This window comes from Nocardioides mangrovi (assembly GCF_020073815.1).
GTDB classification, from domain to species: domain Bacteria; phylum Actinomycetota; class Actinomycetes; order Propionibacteriales; family Nocardioidaceae; genus Nocardioides; species Nocardioides mangrovi.
On the sequence record NZ_JAIQZJ010000001.1, the window covers coordinates 1,041,190 to 1,061,735 of the forward strand.

The 20,546-nt window shown below is 71.6% G+C and carries 17 protein-coding genes; 3 read left to right on the plus strand and 14 right to left on the minus strand.

Annotated features, from left to right (window positions below):
* Positions 1–39: 39 nt before the first annotated feature.
* The 5 genes from K8U61_RS05110 to ligD (K8U61_RS05130) form a co-directional block, all read right to left on the minus strand.
* Positions 40–639, minus strand: a complete 600-nt coding sequence (locus K8U61_RS05110; protein ID WP_224121881.1) for a S24/S26 family peptidase — start codon at positions 637–639, stop codon at positions 40–42.
* Between the two features lie 275 nt (positions 640–914).
* Complete coding sequence (locus tag K8U61_RS05115; RefSeq protein ID WP_224121882.1) at positions 915–1,448, minus strand: COG1361 family protein; 534 nt, start codon at positions 1,446–1,448, stop codon at positions 915–917.
* A 154-nt stretch (positions 1,449–1,602) separates the two neighbouring features.
* The gene (ligD, locus tag K8U61_RS05120; RefSeq protein WP_224121883.1) at positions 1,603–2,532 is read right to left on the minus strand and encodes a non-homologous end-joining DNA ligase; all 930 of its coding nucleotides are present in this window, start codon (positions 2,530–2,532) and stop codon (positions 1,603–1,605) included.
* Positions 2,532–3,254 carry a L,D-transpeptidase family protein gene (locus K8U61_RS05125; protein ID WP_224121884.1) on the minus strand — a complete coding sequence of 241 codons (723 nt, stop codon included), beginning with the start codon at positions 3,252–3,254 and terminating at the stop codon, positions 2,532–2,534. Before K8U61_RS05125 ends, ligD (K8U61_RS05120) begins: the two co-directional genes overlap by 1 nt.
* Positions 3,251–4,168: a non-homologous end-joining DNA ligase gene (gene ligD, locus K8U61_RS05130; protein ID WP_224121885.1), complete on the minus strand. Its 918-nt coding sequence runs from the start codon at positions 4,166–4,168 to the stop codon at positions 3,251–3,253. The genes K8U61_RS05125 and ligD (K8U61_RS05130) overlap by 4 nt, the downstream gene beginning before the upstream one ends.
* Before the next feature lie 35 nt (positions 4,169–4,203).
* Between ligD (K8U61_RS05130) and ku the strand changes: the two genes are divergently transcribed.
* On the plus strand, positions 4,204–5,163 hold the full coding sequence (ku, locus tag K8U61_RS05135) for a non-homologous end joining protein Ku (protein ID WP_224121886.1): 960 nt from the start codon (positions 4,204–4,206) through the stop codon (positions 5,161–5,163).
* A 76-nt stretch (positions 5,164–5,239) separates the two neighbouring features.
* Here the strand turns inward: ku and K8U61_RS05140 are convergent, their stop codons facing one another.
* The 3 genes from K8U61_RS05140 to K8U61_RS05150 are packed head-to-tail and all read right to left on the minus strand — an operon-like array spanning position 5,240 to position 8,975.
* The gene (locus tag K8U61_RS05140; protein WP_224121887.1) at positions 5,240–6,685 is read right to left on the minus strand and encodes an aldehyde dehydrogenase; all 1,446 of its coding nucleotides are present in this window, start codon (positions 6,683–6,685) and stop codon (positions 5,240–5,242) included.
* Positions 6,686–6,707: 22 nt separating this feature from the next.
* On the minus strand, positions 6,708–7,835 hold the full coding sequence (locus tag K8U61_RS05145; protein WP_224121888.1) for an Rv3169 family protein: 1,128 nt from the start codon (positions 7,833–7,835) through the stop codon (positions 6,708–6,710).
* Positions 7,836–7,838: 3 nt separating this feature from the next.
* Entirely contained in the window at positions 7,839–8,975 is a 1,137-nt protein-coding gene (locus K8U61_RS05150; RefSeq protein WP_224121889.1) for a phosphotransferase family protein, read from the minus strand.
* Positions 8,976–9,315: 340 nt separating this feature from the next.
* Between K8U61_RS05150 and K8U61_RS05155 the strand changes: the two genes are divergently transcribed.
* Positions 9,316–10,224, plus strand: coding sequence for a type IV toxin-antitoxin system AbiEi family antitoxin domain-containing protein (locus K8U61_RS05155; protein ID WP_224121890.1), 909 nt, complete (start codon positions 9,316–9,318; stop codon positions 10,222–10,224).
* 97 nt (positions 10,225–10,321) lie between these two features.
* Here K8U61_RS05155 and K8U61_RS05160 read toward each other — a convergent pair whose 3' ends face one another.
* The 4 genes from K8U61_RS05160 to rnhA are packed head-to-tail and all read right to left on the minus strand — an operon-like array spanning position 10,322 to position 13,917.
* Positions 10,322–12,052 carry a glycerol-3-phosphate dehydrogenase/oxidase gene (locus K8U61_RS05160; RefSeq protein ID WP_224121891.1) on the minus strand — a complete coding sequence of 577 codons (1,731 nt, stop codon included), beginning with the start codon at positions 12,050–12,052 and terminating at the stop codon, positions 10,322–10,324.
* Between the two features lie 47 nt (positions 12,053–12,099).
* On the minus strand, positions 12,100–12,627 hold the full coding sequence (locus tag K8U61_RS05165) for a pyridoxamine 5'-phosphate oxidase family protein (RefSeq protein WP_224121892.1): 528 nt from the start codon (positions 12,625–12,627) through the stop codon (positions 12,100–12,102).
* A 37-nt stretch (positions 12,628–12,664) separates the two neighbouring features.
* Positions 12,665–13,465: a carbon-nitrogen hydrolase family protein gene (locus K8U61_RS05170; protein WP_224121893.1), complete on the minus strand. Its 801-nt coding sequence runs from the start codon at positions 13,463–13,465 to the stop codon at positions 12,665–12,667.
* A complete protein-coding gene (gene rnhA / locus K8U61_RS05175) occupies positions 13,462–13,917 on the minus strand; it encodes a ribonuclease HI (RefSeq protein ID WP_224121894.1) in 456 nt (151 codons plus the stop codon). The genes K8U61_RS05170 and rnhA overlap by 4 nt, the downstream gene beginning before the upstream one ends.
* A 157-nt stretch (positions 13,918–14,074) precedes the next feature.
* Here rnhA and K8U61_RS05180 point away from each other — a divergent pair, with 157 nt between their 5' ends.
* Positions 14,075–18,508 (plus strand): M1 family aminopeptidase, encoded by a 4,434-nt coding sequence (locus K8U61_RS05180; protein ID WP_224121895.1) that lies wholly within the window; start codon positions 14,075–14,077, stop codon positions 18,506–18,508.
* Between the two features lie 75 nt (positions 18,509–18,583).
* Here K8U61_RS05180 and K8U61_RS05185 read toward each other — a convergent pair whose 3' ends face one another.
* Positions 18,584–19,690, minus strand: coding sequence for a GuaB3 family IMP dehydrogenase-related protein (locus K8U61_RS05185; RefSeq protein WP_224121896.1), 1,107 nt, complete (start codon positions 19,688–19,690; stop codon positions 18,584–18,586).
* Positions 19,691–19,915: 225 nt separating this feature from the next.
* The gene (locus K8U61_RS05190; RefSeq protein ID WP_224121897.1) at positions 19,916–20,527 is read right to left on the minus strand and encodes a TetR/AcrR family transcriptional regulator; all 612 of its coding nucleotides are present in this window, start codon (positions 20,525–20,527) and stop codon (positions 19,916–19,918) included.
* Between the last annotated feature and the right edge of the window lie 19 nt (positions 20,528–20,546).

Genomic DNA, 20,546 nt, shown 5'->3' on the forward strand with positions numbered 1-20,546 from the left:
CGAGCATAGGGCCCGAGCGGTGTGTCCACGCGCGAGTACTCACGGGTTCGCCTCCTCGAGTTGCCCCCGTTCGACCTCCCCGTCGGCAGTGCCGTCGCCACCGTCGGCCGTCGGGCCGAGCAGCTGCGGGCGCCGGCGGCGGCCCCAGCGGTGCGTGAGCAGCAGCACGAGGGCCACTGCGGAGCACGCCGTGAGCAGCCAGCCCTGGGGGTGGAAGAGCACGATGTAGGCCCACCCGATCCAGGGCACGGTGAAGACCACGCGGGGCAGCGTCGGGCCGTCCGGGTGCAGCGTCCACGGGTCCGCGGCGCTGTGCGCGTCGGCCTTCGTGACGATGCCCTCGGGCCCGATCGTGACGATCCGGTGGGTCACCATGCCGTCCCCATCGGCCGTGGAAGGCGCTCGATAAGTGATCACGTCACCCGGTCGCAGGTCGCTCACCGGGACGGTGCGCTCGAAGACGATGGTGCCGCGGTCGATGGAGCCGGCCATGGAGTCGCCGGTCATCACGTAGCGCTGGAGGCCCAGACCGATCGGGAGCAGCACCAGCACCGTGACCGGGCCGAGCACGACCAGGAACAGCAGCAGGCGTCCCCACGGCGTCGCCGGGGGACGGTGTGGTGCGGTCTTGATCTCCATGGGGGCTGGCTTTCCGAGACAGCGGTCCGAGACTCGTAGGGACACGAGAGGGACCTGCCTGCTCGACGTACCCCCCAGCGCGTCGAGCAGACACGTCCACTCCCGATGGGACGGCGTACGCCGCGGCGCTCCCCCCAGATGCGCCGTGCGAGCCGTCCTGTGTGCCGCTGACGGCGATCGTCCGCGCTCCCCCCAGATACGCGGCGGCCACCCTCAGCCGCCGGGACCGACGGAGCGGTCCCGAGCCTTCTTCAGTTGTGCGGTGGTGCGGTGGATCAGTTCGAGTTGGTCCAGGTGTACGTCGCCACCGCCGGGTCTCCCTGGTTGGCGTACGGCGCGCTCTCCGGCAGCGAGACGGTGAACGTGAACGTGCTGGACCCGCCGGCCGGAAGACTCCCGACGTCCTGGGAGACGTCGTTCATCGCCCCGAACTGGCCGTCGTAGACGGTCACGCCGTCGTGCTCGATCGTCAGGTGGAGCTCACCGCCCGCGAACGTCGTCGGGTTCGCGTTCTCCTCGAAGGAGAGGCGCGACTCGGCCGATCCGGAGTTGCGGATCGTGACGCTCTTGGTGACGGAGTCGCCCGGCTCCAACGTGGTGATGGTCAGCTTGGCTCCCTGGTCCGCGGCAGCCGTGAGACGGACGCCTGCGGTTCCCTCGCTGGCGCTCGTCCACGGCACACCCAGCACCATCAGCAGCCCGCCGACGCCCAGGATCAGCACCAGCGGCAGGATGAGCCGCCGGGCGCCACCGGACGAGGTCCGAGCCGCGACGGGAATCGGCGTCCGCGCCGGTGTCGTCATGGTCATCTGGATTGCCCCCCGGATGCTGCTGTGTGATTCGCCTGAAACGTTAGGGCCGGCGCTGCCACGCTCGGTCCACACGGCCTCCACGCGGGACCCACTGTTTGGTAACAGATGAGCGCGAGAGCCTGGGATCTCTGAGGCGTGTGTGACGAATGTGTCAGGAGCGAAACAGGTCGCCGTGCTCGGCCACCCGGGCGAGCACGGCGTCGGGGCCGAACTGGTCGAGCCCGAGGGGGTCCTCGGCGCCCTCCTCGACCTCGTCCCAGGTGACCGGGGTGGCCACGGTGGGGCGCTCGCGACCGCGCAGGGAGTAGGGCGAGATCGTGGTCTTGGAGCCGGCGTTCTGCGACCAGTCGAGGAAGACCTTCCCGCCGCGGCGGGCCTTGGTCATGGTCGCGGTGACCAGCTTCGGGTGCTCGGCCTGGAGCTCCTCGGCGACCTCCTTGGCCAGGGCCGTGGACTCGTCGGAGGGCAGCCGGGTCGGCAGGTCGGCGTACAGGTGCAGGCCCTTGCTGCCGCTGGTGACCGGCTTCGCGACGAGGTCGCGCTCGGCGAGCCGGTCGCGCACGAGCAGCGCCACCTGGCAGCACTCGTGCAGCCCGGCTGGCTCCCCCGGGTCGAGGTCGATGACGAGGCGGTCGGCGTTGCGCGGCTGCCCGTTCCGGCCGACCGTCCACTGGTGCACGTGCAGCTCGAGCGCGGCCAGGTTGACCAGCCAGGTGAGGGTGGCCAGGTCGTCGACGATCGGGAAGACGAGGGTGTCTCCCCCGGATCTGGCAGAGGAGGACTGCGCACGGGAGCCGGTCGTCGGGACCTTCGCGGTGTGCACCCAGGACGGCGTGCCGGCGGGGGTGTTCTTCTCGAAGAAGCTGCCCTCGGCCACGCCGTGCGGCCAGCGGATCCGGGTCACGCAGCGGTGGGCGAGGTGCGGGAGCAGCACCGGCGAGATCTGCGCGTAGTAGTTGAGGACCTCGCCCTTGGTGTAGCCGGTGCGGGGGTAGAGCACCTTGTGGAGGTTGCTCAGCGTCAGTGTGCGGCCGTCGACGTCGACGCGGACCTCTTCACGCTCGGCCGCGGGTGGCGCCATCAGCGGCCGATCCCGATGACCGGCGCGAGGTCGGGGTCGAGCCGGCGGACCAGCGCCCGGATGAACCACCGCGGCGCGCTGGCGCAGCCGGCGGTGGCGCCGGAGCCGTTGACGTGGAGGAAGATCCCGGCGCCGCGGTGGCGGACCTGCCGGTGGTTGAAGCCGGTGACGATCGACCACTCGTACTGCGTCGGGTAGTCGGTGAGCCGCTCGGAGGAGTTGTCGTCGCTGCTCGGCAGCCACCAGCGGAAGCCGCCCTGCCGCTGGTTGCGGTAGCGGTTGTAGAAGTCGGAGCCGTTGTCCTCGACCCAGAAGTCGCCGCGGCGGATCCTCCGGTAGGGCAGCGCGCCGGCGTCCCCGCGGGGGTGGGTGCCGAAGACGGAGGTGAGCCGGTAGGTGCCGAGCGGCGTCGTACCGGTGCCCTGGTGCCGGCGCGGGCCGCGGACCAGGCCGCCGTAGCCGGTGCGGCCGTCGGCGGCGCGGAGGATCCGGTCGACGCTGCCGTCGTGGCGGATCCGCCACAGGCTCACCCGGGCGTGCCAGCCGCGGGTGTGCTTGACGGTGACGACCTGCCGGGTGTGCTTGCGGAGCACCACGTCGACCCCGTCGAGCCGGACGTGGGCCCGCTCGGAGCGCGGCTGGGCGCTCGATCCCGCGGCGTGCGCCGTCGGGACGGCGAGCAGCGTCGTCAGCAGCACGAGCGGGATGAGTGCGAGCCTCACAGGTCCTCCGGGGTCAGGTCGGTGCGGACGCCCTGGAAGGAGGGCTGTCGCAGACGGTCGTACCCACGTCCGTGGGTGTCGATGTCCACGACCAGCACCGGCTCGAGCCAGTGCGTGCCGGTGGCGTCGATGCGCGGCACCTCGTCCGCGAAGGGACTGCTGGTGCGCCCGAGGTCGGCGACCAGCCCGGTCAGCACGGCGCTCTGCCGCGGCCCGATCCCGCTGCCCACCCGGCCACGGTAGACCAGCCCCTCGGGGGTCTGCTCCCCCACGAGCAGCGCCGCCAGCCGGTCGGACGTGCCCTCCTGGGGACGCCAGCCGCCGACGACGTACGAGAGGCGGTGACGGTGGGCGAGCTTGCGCCAGTGGGGCGTGCGCTCGCCCGGGCGATAGGTCGAGGTGAGCCGTTTGCTGACGACGCCCTCGAGGCCCTGCTGCCGGGTCGCGTCGAACAGCATCGCGCCGTCGTCGTACCCGGCCGGCACCTGCCAGGACCCGTCCAGCCCGAGCCCCTCGAGCAGCTCGCGGCGCTCGAGGAGCGGCCGGGAGGTGAGGTCGTCGCCGTCGAGCCGGAGGAGGTCGAAGACCATGTAGATCGCCGGCACGGCGTCGGCGAGGCGGGCGGCGGTGCGGGCGTTGCGGACGTGCATCCGCTCCTGGAGGGTGCGGAAGTCGGGCAGCCCGCGGTCGTTGAGGGCGATCACCTCGCCGTCGACGAGCAGGTCGCGGTCGCCGAGCGGGCTGTCGGCGAGCTCGGGCCACGCGACGGTGATGGTGTTCTCGTTGCGGCTGGTCATCCGGAGGACGCCGTCGCGGACGTCGGTGAGCGCGCGGACCCCGTCCCACTTCACCTCGTGCGTCCACCCCTCGCCGACGGGCACGTGCTCGGTCTTGGTGGCGAGCATCGGACGCATGCGCCCCATCATGCCCGCGTGCCACACTGAGCCGCATGCGTGCGATCTGGAAGGGCGCGGTGTCGTTCGGGCTGGTCAGCGTGCCCGTGAAGCTCTACTCCGCCACCGAGTCCCACGACGTCTCCTTCCGGCAGGTCCACGCCAAGGACGGCGGGCGGATCAAGTACCAGCGGATCTGCTCGCTCGACGGCGAGGAGGTCGCGTACGCCGACATCGCCAAGGGCTACGAGACCGAGGACGGCGAGATGGTCATCCTTACCGACGACGACCTGGCCGAGCTGCCGTCGACGTCGTCGCGGGAGATCTCGGTGGAGAAGTTCGTGCCGTCCGACCAGATCGACCCGATGCTCTTCGAGAAGTCCTACTACCTCGAGCCCGAGAACCCCGGCGCCAAGCCCTACGCGCTGCTGCGCCAGGCCCTGCTGGACGCCGACCGGATGGCGGTCGTGACCGTCGCGCTCCGGCAGCGGACCACGGTCGCGGTGCTGCGCGTGCGCGACGACGTCATCGTGCTGCAGACGATGATGTGGCCCGACGAGATCCGCACCCCCGACTTCTCCGTCGAGACCGGCGACGTGAAGCCGTCCGAGGTCAAGATGGCCACCATGCTGGTCGAGACGCTGGCCGGCGACTTCGACCCCGCGGAGTTCGAGGACGACTACGCCGAGGCCGTCGAGACCCTGGTGAAGACCAAGATCGAGGGCGGCGAGGTCAAGCGCACCGAGACCTCCACCAAGTCCTCCGGCGAGGTCGTCGACCTGCTGGCGGCGCTGCAGCGGTCGGTGGACGCGGCGAAGTCCGCACGGGGCGAGTCGGGCTCGTCGGCGGACGAGAAGCCCGCGAAGAAGGCGGCGACCAAGAAGGCGCCGGCGAAGAAGACCGCCGCCAAGAAGTCGGCCGCCAAGAAGTCCGCGACGAAGACGGCGGCCAAGAAGACCACGGCGAAGACCACGGCGAAGAGCACGAAGAAGGCCGCCGCCAAGAAGGCCAGCTGACCCGGCTGACCGGGCGGCGGTGGGTTCCGCTCGGTTCCTCCTGGCAGGAACGGGCCGAACCCACCGCCGACCGGAGTCAGGCAGGTGGGTAGATCGACTTGACCTCGGTGTAGTGCGACAGGCCCTCGGGGCCGAACTCGCGGCCCACGCCGGAGGCCTTGTAGCCGCCGAACGGCGCGGCGAAGTCCATCGTGTAGGTGTTGACGCCGTAGGTGCCGGTGCGCACCCGTCGGGCGACGTCGATGCCGCCCTCCACGTCGCCGGTCCACACGGTGCCGGCCAGGCCGTACTCCGAGTCGTTGGCGATCCGGACGGCGTCGTCGACGTCGTCGAAGGGGATCACCGAGAGGACCGGGCCGAAGATCTCCTCCTGGGCGATCCGCATCCGGTTGTCGACGTCGGCGAAGACGGTCGGGCGGACGTACCAGCCGCTGGAGAGGCCGTCGGGCATGCCGTTGCCGCCGAGGACGACGCGGGCGCCCTCCTCCTGGCCGAGCGCGATGTACTTCTCGACGCGCTCCTGCTGGCGCTGCGCGACCATCGGGCCGATCTCGGTGGCCGGGTCCATCGGGTCGCCGACCTGCATGCCGGCGACGGTCTCGGCGAGCGCGTCGACGACGTTGCCGTAGTTGGCGCGCGAGGCGAGGATCCGGGTCTGCGCGACGCAGGCCTGCCCGGAGTTCATCAGCGCGGTGAACTTCAGGCCCTCCATCGTCGCGGCCAGGTCGGCGTCGTCGAGGACGATCGCGGCCGACTTGCCGCCCAGCTCGAGCGAGACCCGCTTGAGCTGCTCGCCGCAGACCGCGGCGATCTTGCGGCCGGCGGCGGTCGAGCCGGTGAAGGCGACCTTGTCGACGCCCGGGTGGGCGACCAGGTGGGCACCGGCCTCACGGTCGGCGGCGACGATGTTGACGACACCGGCGGGGACGCCGGCCTCGTGCAGCAGCTCGGCCATCAGGTAGGTGTCGAGCGGCGTCTCCGGAGCCGGCTTCACGACCATCGTGCAGCCCGCCAGCAGTGCCGGGACGACCTTTGACATCGTGGTGAACTGCGGGACGTTCCACGGCGGGATCGCGGCGACGACGCCGACCGGCTCGCGGCGCACGATCACGTCGGTGCCGAGCGCGCCGGTACGCCGTTCCTCCCACGGGAACTCGCGCGCGATGCCCAGGAACGTCTCGATCTGCATCCAGGGCGCGGGCGACTGCGCGAGGTTGGCGAAGGAGGTCGGCGAGCCCATCTCCAGGGTGATCAGCTCGGCCATCTCACCGAGCTTCGCGGCGTACAGGTTCGAGAAGTTCTGGACGACGTCGATGCGCTCCTGCGGCGACATCCGGGGCCACGGGCCCTCGTCGAAGGCGCGGCGGGCGGCCGCGACCGCGGCGTCGATGTCGGCGGTGCTGCCCTCCGGGACGGTCGCGATCACCTGCTCGGTGTGGGGCGAGACGACCCGGATGGTGTTGCTCGTGGCCGGGGCGGCCCAGTCGCCGTCGATGTAGAACGCGGTGCGGTCGAGAGACATGCGGTTGCTCCTGGGGTGGTGGTCAGGGGGCGAGGGTGAAGAAGTCGGTGAAGCCGGTCGGGTCGTGCCGGCCGATGCAGAAGTGCTCGAAGAGGCCGAAGCCCTCGGCGCCCTGGTCGGGGCCTTCGGTCACGACGGCGCGGCCGACGTGGTCGACGCAGCCGAACATGAAGCGGCCCTGCACGGCGTCGTCGGCCATGTCGTAGGTGAGGCGCTCGGTGAACTTCTCGCCCTTCCACATGCCGTGGGTCCAGTCCGGGTCGCCGCCGTACCCGCCACCGACGTGGAGCGGCACGGCGAGGCGCGACTCGACCTCCAGGACCAGCGGGGTCCCGTCGGGCGTGGTCGCGCGGATGGTCGCGCCGGTCGGCGTCCGGGTGCCGGAGGTGTAGTGGACGTCGATGAGCGGCCAGCCGAGCTGCTCGACCCGGCCGTCCGTGAAGACCCGCGAGCAGTCGTTGAGGCTGCGGTGGCCGTCCGGCTCCTCCTGGATGATGAAGACCACGGCGTACTCGTCGAACTGGATCGGCACGTAGAGCCACCACATGCCCTCGAACGGCGGGTTGGCCGGTGCTCCCGCGGGCTCCGCCTCCCCCACGGGACGGATCCCCCAGGACCGGTCCCTGCTGCCGAGCCAGAGGTCGGGGGTGACGTCGATGTCCTCGCCGTCGATGGAGACGGTGCCGCTCCAGGTGCCGAGCTGCGCGAACCGCTGGGCGTCCAGGGTGACCCGGCTGCCGGAGCGCAGCATGTGGGGCAGCTCCTGGACGACCGGGCACGTTCCGTCCCAGGTGAGGTCGGCCGAGATGCCCTCGGTCTCCTCGATGGTGATCCGGATCTTCTGCATCGGCTCGACGACCTCGAGGCGGTAGTTGCCCACGTGCTGGTTGAGCCGGTCGCCGTCGATGAGGTCGGAGAAGTGCAGGGCCGTGTGCTTGCCGCCGCGGCTGACCAGGAAGTAGGCGTCCTTGGTGCCGAGGTTGGGGTAGTAGCCCAGGCCGGTGATCAGCATGATGTCGCCGCTGCGGTCGTGGGCGTTGAAGTAGCACCGGTCGTAGAAGTTGCGGTCGCTGCTGGCGGCCCACTCGACGGGGAGCGGGGCCTGGTGGATGGGGTACTCGTCGAGAGGACCCATGCCGTTGATCGCCATGTCCTAAGCCTTTGCCTGCTCGAGGAGCCGCTCGACGAGCGGCCGGTGGTGGAAGACGGTCTCGATGTCGTCGGGGCGCTCGATCTCGCCGAAGTGGATCTGGCGGGCGCCGGTGCGCATGAAGACGATGTTCCACTGGACGGCGTTGTAGACGTCGTACCAGAGGAGGTCGCCGAGCTCGACGCCCGTGAGGCGGGTGTACTCGGCGCGGATCTCGTCCTCGCGCATGAACTCCGGCATGCCGGGCATGCCCATCACCTCGGTGATCGCCTCGAAGACCTTGTGGGCGAACATGATCCAGGAGACGTCGAGCTCGCGCGGGCCGATGGCGGCCATCTCCCAGTCGAGGACGGCGACCGGCTCGAAGTCGCGGTACATCATGTTGCCGATCCGCGAGTCACCCCAGCACAGCACGGTGTCGTGGCTCTCCGGGTGGTTGGCCTCCAGCCACGCGAGCGCGCGCTCGGTGAGCGGCGACCGGCCGGCGTCGGGGACGGCGTACTCGTACCACGCACGGACGCTCGCGAGCTTGCGCTCGAGCAGCGTCGCGCCCTGGTGGCCGTGCGCGGCCGGGTCGAGGAAGCCGAAGGTCGTGCCGGCGTCGGGGATGGCGTGCAGGTCGGCGAGCACCTTGACGCTGAGGTCCTGGAGGCGCTTCTGGTCCTCGGCCGGGGCGTCGAAGAGCCAGTTGTCGCCGAAGTTGTAGGGCAGCACGTCCTGCGGCACGACGCCCTCGATGCGGTCCATGAGGAAGAACGGCGTGCCGAGCACCTCGCCGGTGGCCTCCATCCAGCGCACGGCCGGCACGGGGACGCCGGTCTGCTCGCCGACGATCCGCATCACGTCGTACTGGTCCTGCAGCTCGTAGCTCGGGAAGACCGGGACGTCGGTGAGGGACGGCGCCACGCGCGCGACGTACTCGCCGAGGCGCTGCTCGCCCCCCTCGGTCCACGCGACGTCGAGGATGAGCGTCTCCGAGGACATGCCGTTGGCGTCGATTCCGCTGTGCAGCGTCACGACGGGCTCGGCGCCGTCGGGCAGCACCGTCGCCATCCACGCGGTCAGCCGATCTCGTGCCTCGCTCGGGTCCCTGCTCGACCGTTGCATCCTCATGTCCGCCGGCGGGGGCGCCTGGGTCACGTTCCCTCCCTGGGTGCTGCTGTGACGTGGCTCTCAGCATGGGTGGAACGTGTTCTAGTTGTCAACGACTCGGTGGCTGTTCTTGACGCGCGTCAGACGGCGGGTTTCCCCGGCCGGCCGGGGAAACCCGCCCGACATGCCCACGGCCCGCGGCGTGTCGGGCGGCGAACGGCTGACGACCCCGGAGCGTCGGCGGCACCGGACCAGAATCCGTCCACAGGGCTTCGACTGGGGCGGTTCTCCACAGCGCCACGGTCGGCAGCCTGCAGCGAGACCCGGTACGACGATCAATGGACCCATGATGCTTCCACCGAGGGCCGACCTCCGAGACGACCGCTTGATGCTGACGCGCGAGCTCCTCGCCGGCGGCTACACCGACAAGGCCATCGCCCGTCTCGTCCGCCGGGGCGTCCTCGTCAGCATTCGTCATGGCGCGTACGCCTATGCCGACATGTGGCCGCGTCTGAGCCCCGTGGAGCGTCGTCAGCTGATCGCACTCGCCGTGCTCCGATCGGCGCGTTCGCCGGTCGCCCTGTCCGGCCCGAGCGCCGCAGAGGCACTCGGCGTACCGGTGTGGGAACCGGGCGAGGAGACGCATCTCCTCCGCCTCGATGGGAAGGCGGGACGGCGCGAGGCCGGGCGCGTCGAGCACCGTGGCCACGCCATCGCCGAGGACCTCACGTTCAAGGCGGGACGCCCCATCACGTCAGGCACGCGGACCGCCATCGACATGATCGCAATCTCCGACACACCACACGCCTTGGTGACCGTCAACGGCCTGCTGAACGCCGGCGAGACGACGCTGAAGCAGATCGAGTACCGGATGCGGAGCATGCGCACGGATCCACATCTGCTCAACAGCCACGTCGTGCTCGGCCTGGCGGACCCACGGATCGAATCGGCGGGCGAGAGCCTCGCCTCGTGGATGTTCTGGCGCCAGCACCTACCTCGGCCGACGCCACAGTACGAGGTACGCAACCGGAACGGGAGGGTGATCCACCGAGTCGACTTCGCTTGGCCAGAGCTGGGCGTGTTCCTCGAGTTCGACGGCAAGGAGAAGTACCTGCGCCATCGCCGCCCCGGCGAGTCGGTCGTCGATGCCGTGCTCCGCGAGAAGCGCCGTGAGGAACTGATCTGCGGGCTCACGGGCTGGCGCTGCATCCGCATCATCTGGTCGGATCTCTTTCGTGCCGAGCGCACGGCCGCCCGCATCCTCGCCACGCTCGAAGGGCGCCCTTGGGCCGCCTAACCCCGGGGTCGTCAGCCGAAACCCGCCCGCCACGCCGGTGCAGGACCGGCGTAGCGGCGGGTTTCCCCGGGCAGCCGGGGAAACCCGCTCCAGACCGTCACACGATGTCGGAGACCTGCACCCGCGCCTCGTCGGCCTCCTGGTCGGTGAGCATCCGCTGGGAGCGACGCTCGGCCTCGACGCGGCGGAGGTAGTGGTCGACTTCGTCGGCGGTGCGGGTGGGGTCCCAGCCGAGCTCGGCGGCCATCAGGGCGGCGACGCCGGGGGCGGCGGAGACGCCGCGGTCGAAGGTCTCGATGGAGATGCGGGTACGGCGGGTGAGGACGTCGTCGAGGTGGCGGGCGCCCTCGTGGGTCACGGCGTAGACGACCTCGGCGGCCAGGTAGTCCTCGGCACCCTCGAGCGGTACGCCGAGGACGCGTCGCGACTCGACCAGGTCGAGGAGGTCGTCGACGAGGCCGCCGTACCGGCCGAGGAGGTGGTCGATCCGGGCGACGTGCAGACCGCTGCGCCGGGCCAGCAGGACCCGCTGGTTCTGCCGCGTCTCCCAGTCGGCCGCGCCGACGAGGGGCACCCGGTCGGTGATCGAGGCCCGCACGGTGAAGCCGCCGAGCGTGGAGGTCAGCGAGTGGGCGGCGGCGTCGACGGCGTCGCGACCCATGACGCGGTACGTCGTCAGCTTGCCGCCGGCGATCATCACCAGCCCGGGCACGGGCGTGACGACGGTGTGCTCGCGGGAGATCCGCGAGGTCGGCTCCGACTCGCCGGAGAGGAGCGGCCGCAACCCGGCGTACACGCCCTCGACGTCCTCGTGGTCGAGCGGCTCGCGCAGGATCGCGTTGACGTGCTCGAGGATGTAGTCGATGTCGGCCTTGGACGCAGCCGGGTGCGCCTTGTCGAGCGACCAGGGGGTGTCGGTCGTGCCGATGATCCAGTGCCGGCCCCACGGGATCACGAAGAGCACGGACTTCTCGGTGCGCACGATGAAGCCGGCCTCCGAGCGGATCCGGTCGCGCGGGACGACGAGGTGGATGCCCTTCGACGCCTGCACGTGCAGTGCGCCGCGGCCGCCGACCAGCTCCTGGATCTCGTCGGTCCAGACACCGGCCGCGTTGACGACCACCCGCGCGCGGACCTCGAAGTCCTCCTGGGTCTCCAGGTCGCGGGCGCGTACGCCGACGACCCGCTCGCCCTCGCGGAGGAAGCCGGTCACCTCGACGCGGGTCGCGACGTGCGCGCCGTGGGCGGCGGCGGTCCGGGCGAGGCTCAGCACGAGCCGGGCGTCGTCGACCTGGCAGTCGTAGTACTGGATGGCGCCCGCGAGCGAGGCCGGGTTGAAGTCGGGGGCGAGCCGCTGCACGGCCCGGCGCGACAGGTGCCGGTGCCGCGGCAGCCCGCTGCCGTAGCGGCCGGCCATCGCCATGCCGTCGTAGAGGGCCAGGCCCGCGCCGACGTACGGCCGCTCCCAGCCGCGGTGGGTCAGCGGGTAGAGGAACGGCACCGGACGGACCAGGTGCGGCGCGAGCCGGGTGAGCAGCAGGCCGCGTTCCTGGAGCGCCTCGCGGACCAGCCCGAAGTCGAGCATCTCGAGGTAGCGCAGGCCGCCGTGCACCAGCTTGCTGCTGCGGCTGGACGTGCCGCTGGCCAGGTCGCGCTGCTCGAGGAGCCCGGTGTTCAGGCCGCGGGTCACCGCGTCGAGCGCGGTGCCGGCGCCCACGACCCCGCCGCCGACGACGAGGACGTCGAGCTCCCCCTGCCCCTCGATCCCCCGCATCGCGGCGAGCGACGCCGAGCGGGCCTGCGGGCTCAGGGCACTGGACCGAGACATGGGTCCATCCTCGCAAACCGATGTGTCCGCGATGTTCCCTGCCCGCGCTAGAAGACCCAGCGAGTGGCGCCACCCTCACCGGTGGTGGCGAGCGCCGTCGCGGATCGTACGTCGAGGCGGTAGACGTGCCACGGCGGCGGACCGGCGGACGGGGCGCTGAACTCCGCGGTCAGCGCGAGCCCGCTCTCGTCGACGCGGCACGGCCAGTCGACGGCCCAGTCGGCGGCCCGCGCCGCGACGACCTCGGGGTCCGTGACCAGCGACGCGGTGCCCTCGACGACCAGGTCGAACTCCTGGGTGGCGACGCTCAACGCGCAGCGCGGGTCACGCTCGACGTTGCGGGCCTTGCGGGTCGACCGCCCGGTCTCGAACCAGAACGCAGCGTCGATCCACAGGGCGCCGACGCCGGTGACGTGCGGGCTGCCGTCGGGGTTGATCGTCGAGAGCCAGCTGGAGTGGCGGTCGGGTCCACCCGAGCCGGGCGCCTGCCCGTAGCCGCGGTCGAGCCGGTCGGCGACCGCCGTCCACTCCAGTGGTGGGAGGTCGTAGAGGTCGGCGAGGTTGCGCGTCTGCATGACGTGTCGACCCGCCGCGGCCGGCGGACTCATCGCCTCAGGACCGCAACCGCGGCCCCAGGCTCGTGCGGTGGTCGGCGATCATCGTGTGCCGCTCCCGGAACGCGGCGACCACCTCGGTGTCGATCTCCGCGATGGCCAGCCCCTCCTCGACGCCGATCCGCGCGAGCGGGCGGCCCTCGGGGTCGTAGACCGCCGAGCCGCCGATGAAGTCGAAGGCACCGCACCGACCGGTGAGGCCGGCGAGCACGACGTACATGCCGTTCTCGACCGCCCGCGCGGCGTAGTAGAGGTCGCGCCGGTGCTCACCGCCGGGGAAGTACGCCGCGGACGCGAGGTAGCCGAGCGCCCCGTCGCGCGCGGCGGCCTGGGCGTGCTCGGGGAAGCAGCCGTCGTAGCAGATCGACAGGCCCAGCTCGACGCCCTGGACGGCGATCGAGGCGCCGTGGTCACCGACCGTGAAGAGGCTCTTCTCGAGGCCGTCGAGGTGCTGCTTGTCGTACGGCGCGGTCGTGCGACCGTCGGGCCGCACCACGACCTGGCTCAGCCGGCGCTCGCCGTCGCGCTCGAGCGCGGTGCCGACCACGACCGTGAGGTCGCCCAGGACGGCGGCCGTCCGGAGCGGGTCGAGCCAGGGCGCGTCGAGGTCGGCGACGGCCGGCAGGCGGCCGGTGAACGCGTCGACGTCGTAGCCGGTGAGGAACGCCTCCGGCAGCACCAGCAGCCGCACGTCCTGCGTGGCCGCGAGCCGGACGAGCCGGACCGCGGTCGCGACGTTGGCGGCGACGTCGCCGGCGACCGAGGCGGCCTGGCCGGCGGCGACCAGGAGGCGGGTCATGCCGGGGATGCCGCGGCGACCGCCTCGGCCAGCCCGCGGGCCGCGAGCCGGTCGGCGCGCTCGTTGCCCTCGTCGCCCGCGTGGCCCTTCACCCAGTGCCACTCGACCTCGTGACGCGCACAGGCCTCGACCAGCCGGCGCCAGAGATCCTCGTTCTTGACCGGCTGCTTGGCGCTGGTCCGCCAGCCGTTGCGCTGCCACGACGTCACCCAGGAGGTGATGCCGTTCCGGACGTAGGTGCTGTCGGTGTAGAGGTGCACGACCGAGGGGCGGGTCAGCGCGTCGAGTGCCTCGATCGGCGCGGTGAGCTCCATCCGGTTGTTGGTGGTCGTGCCGGCGTCGCCGCCGCACAGCTCGCGCTCGTGCGCGCCGTACCGCAGCAGCGCGCCCCAGCCGCCCGGACCCGGGTTGGGGACGCACGCCCCGTCGGTGTGGATGGTCACCTCGCTCACTGCCGCAGGGTAGCCGCCGACCGGTTTGTCGGATTGTCCGACAAGAAAATACGGACACGTAACGTCGTCGAAACAGGCGCTCCCTAGGTTGCAGGTCGACCCGCCTCTCTCGGACCCCACGGCGCGGGCCAAGCACCCCCGAGAAGAGAGAGGCGAGATGACACTCGCACGACTGACGGCGCGCGGCGCGGTCCTGGCCATGACGGCCGGACTGCTCGCGGTCAGCGCCACCTCCGGCCCCGCCCAGGCGGCCGTGGACCCGATCGCGGGCGGCCAGACGGCCTCCCCGGCGGACACCCTGTTCCCCAACCAGGGCAACAGCGGCTACGACGTGAGCCACTACGACATCGACTTCAAGGCGAACTTCACGCCCTCGACGACCGCGAACGCGGTCGGCACCAGCACCCTCCCGGACGCCACGACCACGATCACCGCGTCGACCACGGGCGCGCCGCTGTCGTCGTTCTCGTTCGACTTCCAGGGCTCGGCGGGCAACCTGGCCGCTAGCACCCTCAACGTCGACTCCGTGACCGTCGACGGCGTGCCGGCGACCTTCACCCGGATCGAGAACACCACCGGCGGCTCGTCGAGCAGCGCCGCGAACGACGTGCACAAGCTGATCATCACGCCCGCGACCCCGGTGAGCGGCCCGTTCACGACCGTCGTGAAGTACCACGGCAGCCCGGTCGCCCACACCGACGCGGACGGCTCGTCCGAGGGCTGGAACAACACCACCGACGGCGCGACCTTCGTCAACCAGCCGGTCGGCTCGATGACGCTCTACCCGAACAACAACACCCCGCGCGACAAGGCCACGTACACCTTCACCGTCGACGTGCCCTCGAAGCTCTCGACGTCGAACTACGCGAACGCCGGCGGCAAGCCCTACGCGTCCGCGGTCGCCAGCAACGGCGAGCTGGTCTCCACGACCCCGAGCGACGACGGCAGCCGAACCACCTGGGTCTGGAACGAGACCAAGCCGATGGCGAGCGAGCTCGCGTTCGTCTCGATCGGGCGGTACGACGTCTACTCGTCGAACATCACCCTGGCCAGCGGCCGGACGATCCCCGAGTGGACCTTCATCGACCCGGCGATCTCCACCGCCAACCAGACCACGACGCTCGGCACCCGCGCGCAGCTCAAGCAGATCCTCGACTTCTTCGAGACCAAGTACGGTCCCTACCCGGGCGACAGCACCGGCCTGGTGACCGACGTCGTCCCGTCGGCGATCAACTACGCGCTCGAGACCCAGGACCGGCCGTTCTTCCCGAACAGCGCCGGCCGCGGCACGACGTACCACGAGATCATGCACCAGTGGTTCGGCGACAACGAGTCGCCCTTCGACTGGAACGACATCTGGCTGAACGAGGGTCCGGCCACCTACTCGGAGACCCAGGTGCCCTACGAGGCCGCCGGGTCTTCGGTGAGCTCGCAGGGCGTAGCCACGACCTCAACCGTTCCGCCTGAGACCTCGATCTACAACTCGTTCAACTCCTCCTCGAGCGGAAGCTCGCTGTGGACCGTCCCGGTCGCCGCGATGTCCAACGCCTCGCAGCTCTTCGGCAGCCCGACCTACACCCGCGGCAACTACACGCTCCACGCGCTGCGCACGGCGATCGGCGCGGACACCTTCGCGACGCTGATGAAGACCTGGCAGACGCGGTACGGCGGCCAGAGCCACACCACGGCCGACTTCATCGCCCTGGCCCAGGAGCTCTCGGGCAAGGACCTCGCGTCGTTCTTCAACACGTGGGTCTACACGACCGGCAAGCCTGCCTGGCCGGCGAAGTACACCTACGGCGTGACCGGGCCGACCGGTCTGGTGAGCAGCGGCGACGCGGCCACCTACACCCTCGGCGTCCGCAACACCGGCAAGGTCGCGATGACCGACGGCCAGGCCGTGATCTCGGTCGACGTCTCCGACCTGACCGACGACGGCACCATCGGCACCCTGCCGGCCGGCGTCAGCCGGAGTGGCAGCACGCTGACCTGGAGCGTGCCGGCGACGGCCCTCGGCGCCACCTCGACGGTGGACATCCCGTTCACGGTCACGGGCGCCACGGGCACCACCCTGAAGGCGGTGGCCAGCACCGGCTCGACCGTCCTCGGCGGCACCTGCGTCTCCTGCACGGCCAGCACGGTCGTCGGCCGCTCGCCGATCACCCCGGCGCCGGCCCCGACCATCGACGGGCTGACCGGCGGCGCCCCGGTCGTCGGCCAGACCCTGACCGCCACCACCTCCGACTGGCCGGACGGTCCGTCGCTGGCCTACCAGTGGTTCATCGACGGCACCCCCGTCGCCGGTGCGACCAGCGCGACCTGGACGCCGGGCATCGACGTGGTCGGCTCGCCGGTCACGGTGACCGTGACCGGCACCCAGAGCGGGTTCCTCCCGACGTCCGCGACCAGCACCGCCACCGCGGTCGGGGTCCGGGCGAGCCTGACCACGGGGACGCCGACCATCTCGGGCACCCCGAAGATCGGTGAGAAGCTGACCGTGGACCCGGGCACGTGGTCGCCGGGCACGTTCTTCACCTACCAGTGGCGCGCCAACGGGACCAACATCTCCGGCGCCACCGGTCCGTCCTACACCCCGGCCGTCTCCTCGCAGGTCGGCCAGACCATCGACGTGGTCGTGACCGGCAACAAGGGCGGCTACAACACCGGCACCGGCACCAGCGCCGCCACGGCGGCGGTCGCGGCCGGTGACGCGCTCAGTCTCACCCCCACGCCGGTGCTCTCGGGGACGCCCAAGGTCGGGACGCCCTACGCCCCGTCGTACGGCGCCTGGGACGACGGCGTCACGCTCACCTTCCAGTGGGCGGCCAACAGCGTCAACGTCAGCGGCTCGGCCGGCACCGGTGGCTCGATCACCCCGACGGCCGCCCAGCTCGGTCAGACCCTCACCCTCACGGTGACCGGCACCAAGCCGGGCATCACGCCGGTGGTGAGGACCAGCAACGTCAGCGTCGCGATCGCCAACGGCACCCAGGTGCTCCAGCCGATCCCGACCATCACCGGGACGGCGCGGGCGCAGTCCGAGGTCACCGGCGTCCCCGGCGCGTGGGACTCCGGCACCACCCGCACCTACCAGTGGGCGGTCGACGGGACGCCGGTCGACGGCGCGACGGGGACGACGTACACCCCGACGCTGGCGCAGATCGGTCACCAGCTCACGTTCTCGGTCACCAGCACCAAGACCGCGTACGACCCGGTGACCACGACCAGCGAGCCGAGCACCATCGTCGGCCTCGCCCAGACCCTGCGGCCGACCCCGACGATCTCGGGCACGCCGAAGGTCGGGGTGGCGCTGACCGCCGACCCGGGCACCTGGGACGACGGCACCAGCCAGGTCTTCCAGTGGTACGCCGACGGTGAGCCGGTCGACGGCGCGACCGCGTCGACGTTCACGCCGACGGGACACGAGCTGGGCGCGGCGATCACCGTCGCCGTGACCAGCACGAAGGCCGACTACGAGGAGGTCACGAGGACGAGCGACCCGACCGGCACGGTCGACGTCGGCACCCTGGGCTCGACCCCGACGCCGATCATCACCGGCACGCCGAAGGCCGGTGAGCGGCTCACCGTGGAGGGCCTCAACTGGGACGCGGGCACGCACCTGGCCATCCAGTGGTCCGTGGGCGGCACGCCCGTGGACGGTGCGACGGATCCGACCTTCACGCCGACCGTCGGCCAGGTCGGCTCCGTGGTGACGGTGGCGGTCACGGGCTCGAAGGACGGCTACGTCTCGGTGACGAGGTCGAGTGCTCCGACCGCCGCGATCGCCCCCGCCGACCTGAAGAGCGCGGTGCCGGTCATCGGCGGCACCGCGAAGGTCGACCACGCCCTGACCGTCTCCACCGGCGACTGGGAGGACGGCACGACCTTCGCCTACCGGTGGCTCGTCGACGGATCGCCGGTCGCCGGCGCGACCGGGTCCGGCTACACGCCGGCCCCCGCGGACGCCGGGTCGGTGGTGACGGTCGAGGTGACCGGCACCAAGACCGGCTATGCGACGGCGACCCGGACCAGTGAGGGCGTCACGGTGGCGGCGGGTGACCTGACCCGTACGCCGGTGCCGGTCGTCAGCGGTCCGGTCCGGGTCGGCAAGCGGGTCACCGCCGACGTGGGCACCTGGGACGCCGGCACCGAGCTGGCCTACCAGTGGACGCTGGACGGCGCACCCATCGCGGGGGCGACCTCGGCCGGCTACCTGCCGGTCCCGGCCGACAAGGGCCACGCCCTGGCCGTGACCGTCACCGGGACCAAGGCCGGCTACCTGCCGGTCAGCACCGACAGCGACGCCACCAAGGTCGCGGCCGGCGTGCAGGCTCTCCGGCCGGTCCCGACCATCACCGGCAAGGCCAAGGTGGGCAAGACGCTCTCGGTCGCGAAGGCGACGTACGACGAGGACGTCAAGGTGACCTACACCTGGTACGCCGGCGGGCAGGAGGTCGGCGGCCACGGCCGCACCCTGAAGCTGAAGAAGGGAATGGTGGGGACCTGGATCACCGTGGAGAGCACGGCCACCAAGGCCGGCTACAAGACGGTCGTCCTCACCAGCGCGGCGACCAAGAAGGTGAAGAAGTAGCCAGCTGAACGACGCGACGGGCCCCGTCACACCTCCGGGTGTGGCGGGGCCCGTCGTCGTCAGGGGCGGACGTGGCTACTCGACCACGACCTCCACGCGCTGGAACTCCTTGACCTCGGTGTAGCCCGTGGTCGCCATCGAACGGCGCAGCGCGCCGACGAGGTTCATCGTGCCGTCGGCGACGCGGCTGGGGCCGAAGAGGATCTCCTCGAGGGTGCCGACCGTCTCGAACTGCACCCGCTGACCGCGCGGCAGGTCGTGGTGGTGGGCCTCGGTGCCCCAGTGGAAGCCGCGGCCCGGCGCATCGGAGGCGCGGGCGAACGGCGAGCCGACCATGACCGCGTCGGCGCCGCAGGCGATCGCCTTCGCGATGTCGCCCGACTTGCCGATCGAGCCGTCGGCGATCACGTGGACGTAGCGGCCACCGGACTCGTCGAGGTAGTCGCGGCGGGCGGCGGCGACGTCGGCGACGGCCGAGGCCATCGGGACGGCGACGCCGAGGACGGTGCGGGTCGTGTGGGCCGCGCCCCCGCCGAAGCCGACCAGGACGCCGGCCGCACCGGTGCGCATCAGGTGCAGCGCCGCCTGGTGGGTCGCGCAGCCGCCGACGATCACCGGGACGTCGAGCTCGTAGATGAACTCCTTGAGGTTGAGCGGCTCGGCCTGGGAGGAGACGTGCTCGGCGGAGACGGTGGTGCCGCGGATGACGAACATGTCGACGCCCGCGTCGACGACGGCCTTCGCGAACTCCTTGGTCTTGCCCGGCGACAGCGAGCCGGCCACGGTCACGCCGGCCTCGCGCATCGCACGCAGCCGCTCGGTGATGAGCTCGCCCTTGATCGGCTCGGTGTAGATCTCCTGGAGCCGGCGGGTTGCGTCGGTGCCCTGCAGGCCGGCGACCTCCTCGAGCAGCGGGTCCGGGTCCTCGTAGCGGGTCCACAGTCCCTCGAGGTTGAGCACGCCCAGGCCGCCGTACCGGCCCAGTGCGATGGCGGTGTCCGGGGACATCACGGAGTCCATCGGTGCGGCGAGGACCGGGATCTCGAAGCGGTAGGCGTCGATCTGCCAGGCGGTGCTGACCTCCTCGGGGTCGCGGGTGCGCCGGGACGGCACGATCGCGATGTCGTCGAAGGAGTAGGCGCGCCGGGCGCGCTTGGCCCGGCCGATCTCGATGTCGGTCACCGAGCCAGCCTATCGAGCCGCGCTCCGCCGCCCGGGCGCCCCCGACGCACCGCACTCCCCCGTGGACCGGTGCCGCCGGAGGCGCCGTCGCCCCGGTCTCGTGCGAGACGCCGGACGTCCCCGTGCCGCCCGGCTGCTGCGCTGGTCCGTCGAGACCTGGGACCAATTGGATACCGAAAGACCGTAATCAATAAACCTGGGTCGCATGGGCGTTTGCGGGAACCCTCACCCCGGGCGCAGGGCGGTCCGCAACGACCGGCGCAACCAGGCGGCGTACCGCTCGACGGTCCAGCCGCGCTGCTGCACGAAGGCGAGGTAGGTCTCGGCCAGGGTGAGCACGTAGACCTCGTCGACGGCGTCCGCCCCCACCGGCCCGGACGCCAGGAGCCGGACGACCTCGCGCGACGTCGCGGCGTGCCCCTCCTTGGCCGCGTCCACCAGCCGGCGCAGCTCGTCGTCCTGCTCGGCACCCGCGGTCATCACCGGCACCAGCGGCGCCATCGGTTGGAGCGCCGTGCACGCGAAGGACACCAAGCGGTCCAGCCGGAGCTCGAGGTCGGGCTCCAGGTCGAGCCGCAGGTCGGCGAAGGCCGTGGGCAGGTCCACGCCTCCCTCGAAGCTCGCGCGACGGAAGGCCGCCATGAACAGGCCCGGCTTGCCGCCGAAGGCCTTGGCGACCAGCTCGACGGAGACCCCCGCCCGGTCGGCGACCGCGGCGACCGTGGTGCCGCCCCAGCCGCGCTCCGCGAACATCGCCGCCGCGATGTCGGCGACCCGGTCGCGGCGCCCCTGGGCGGCCGCCCGCCGGCCGGCTGCGTCGTAGGAGCGCTTCGTCACGGCCAGATCCTAGGTCCGC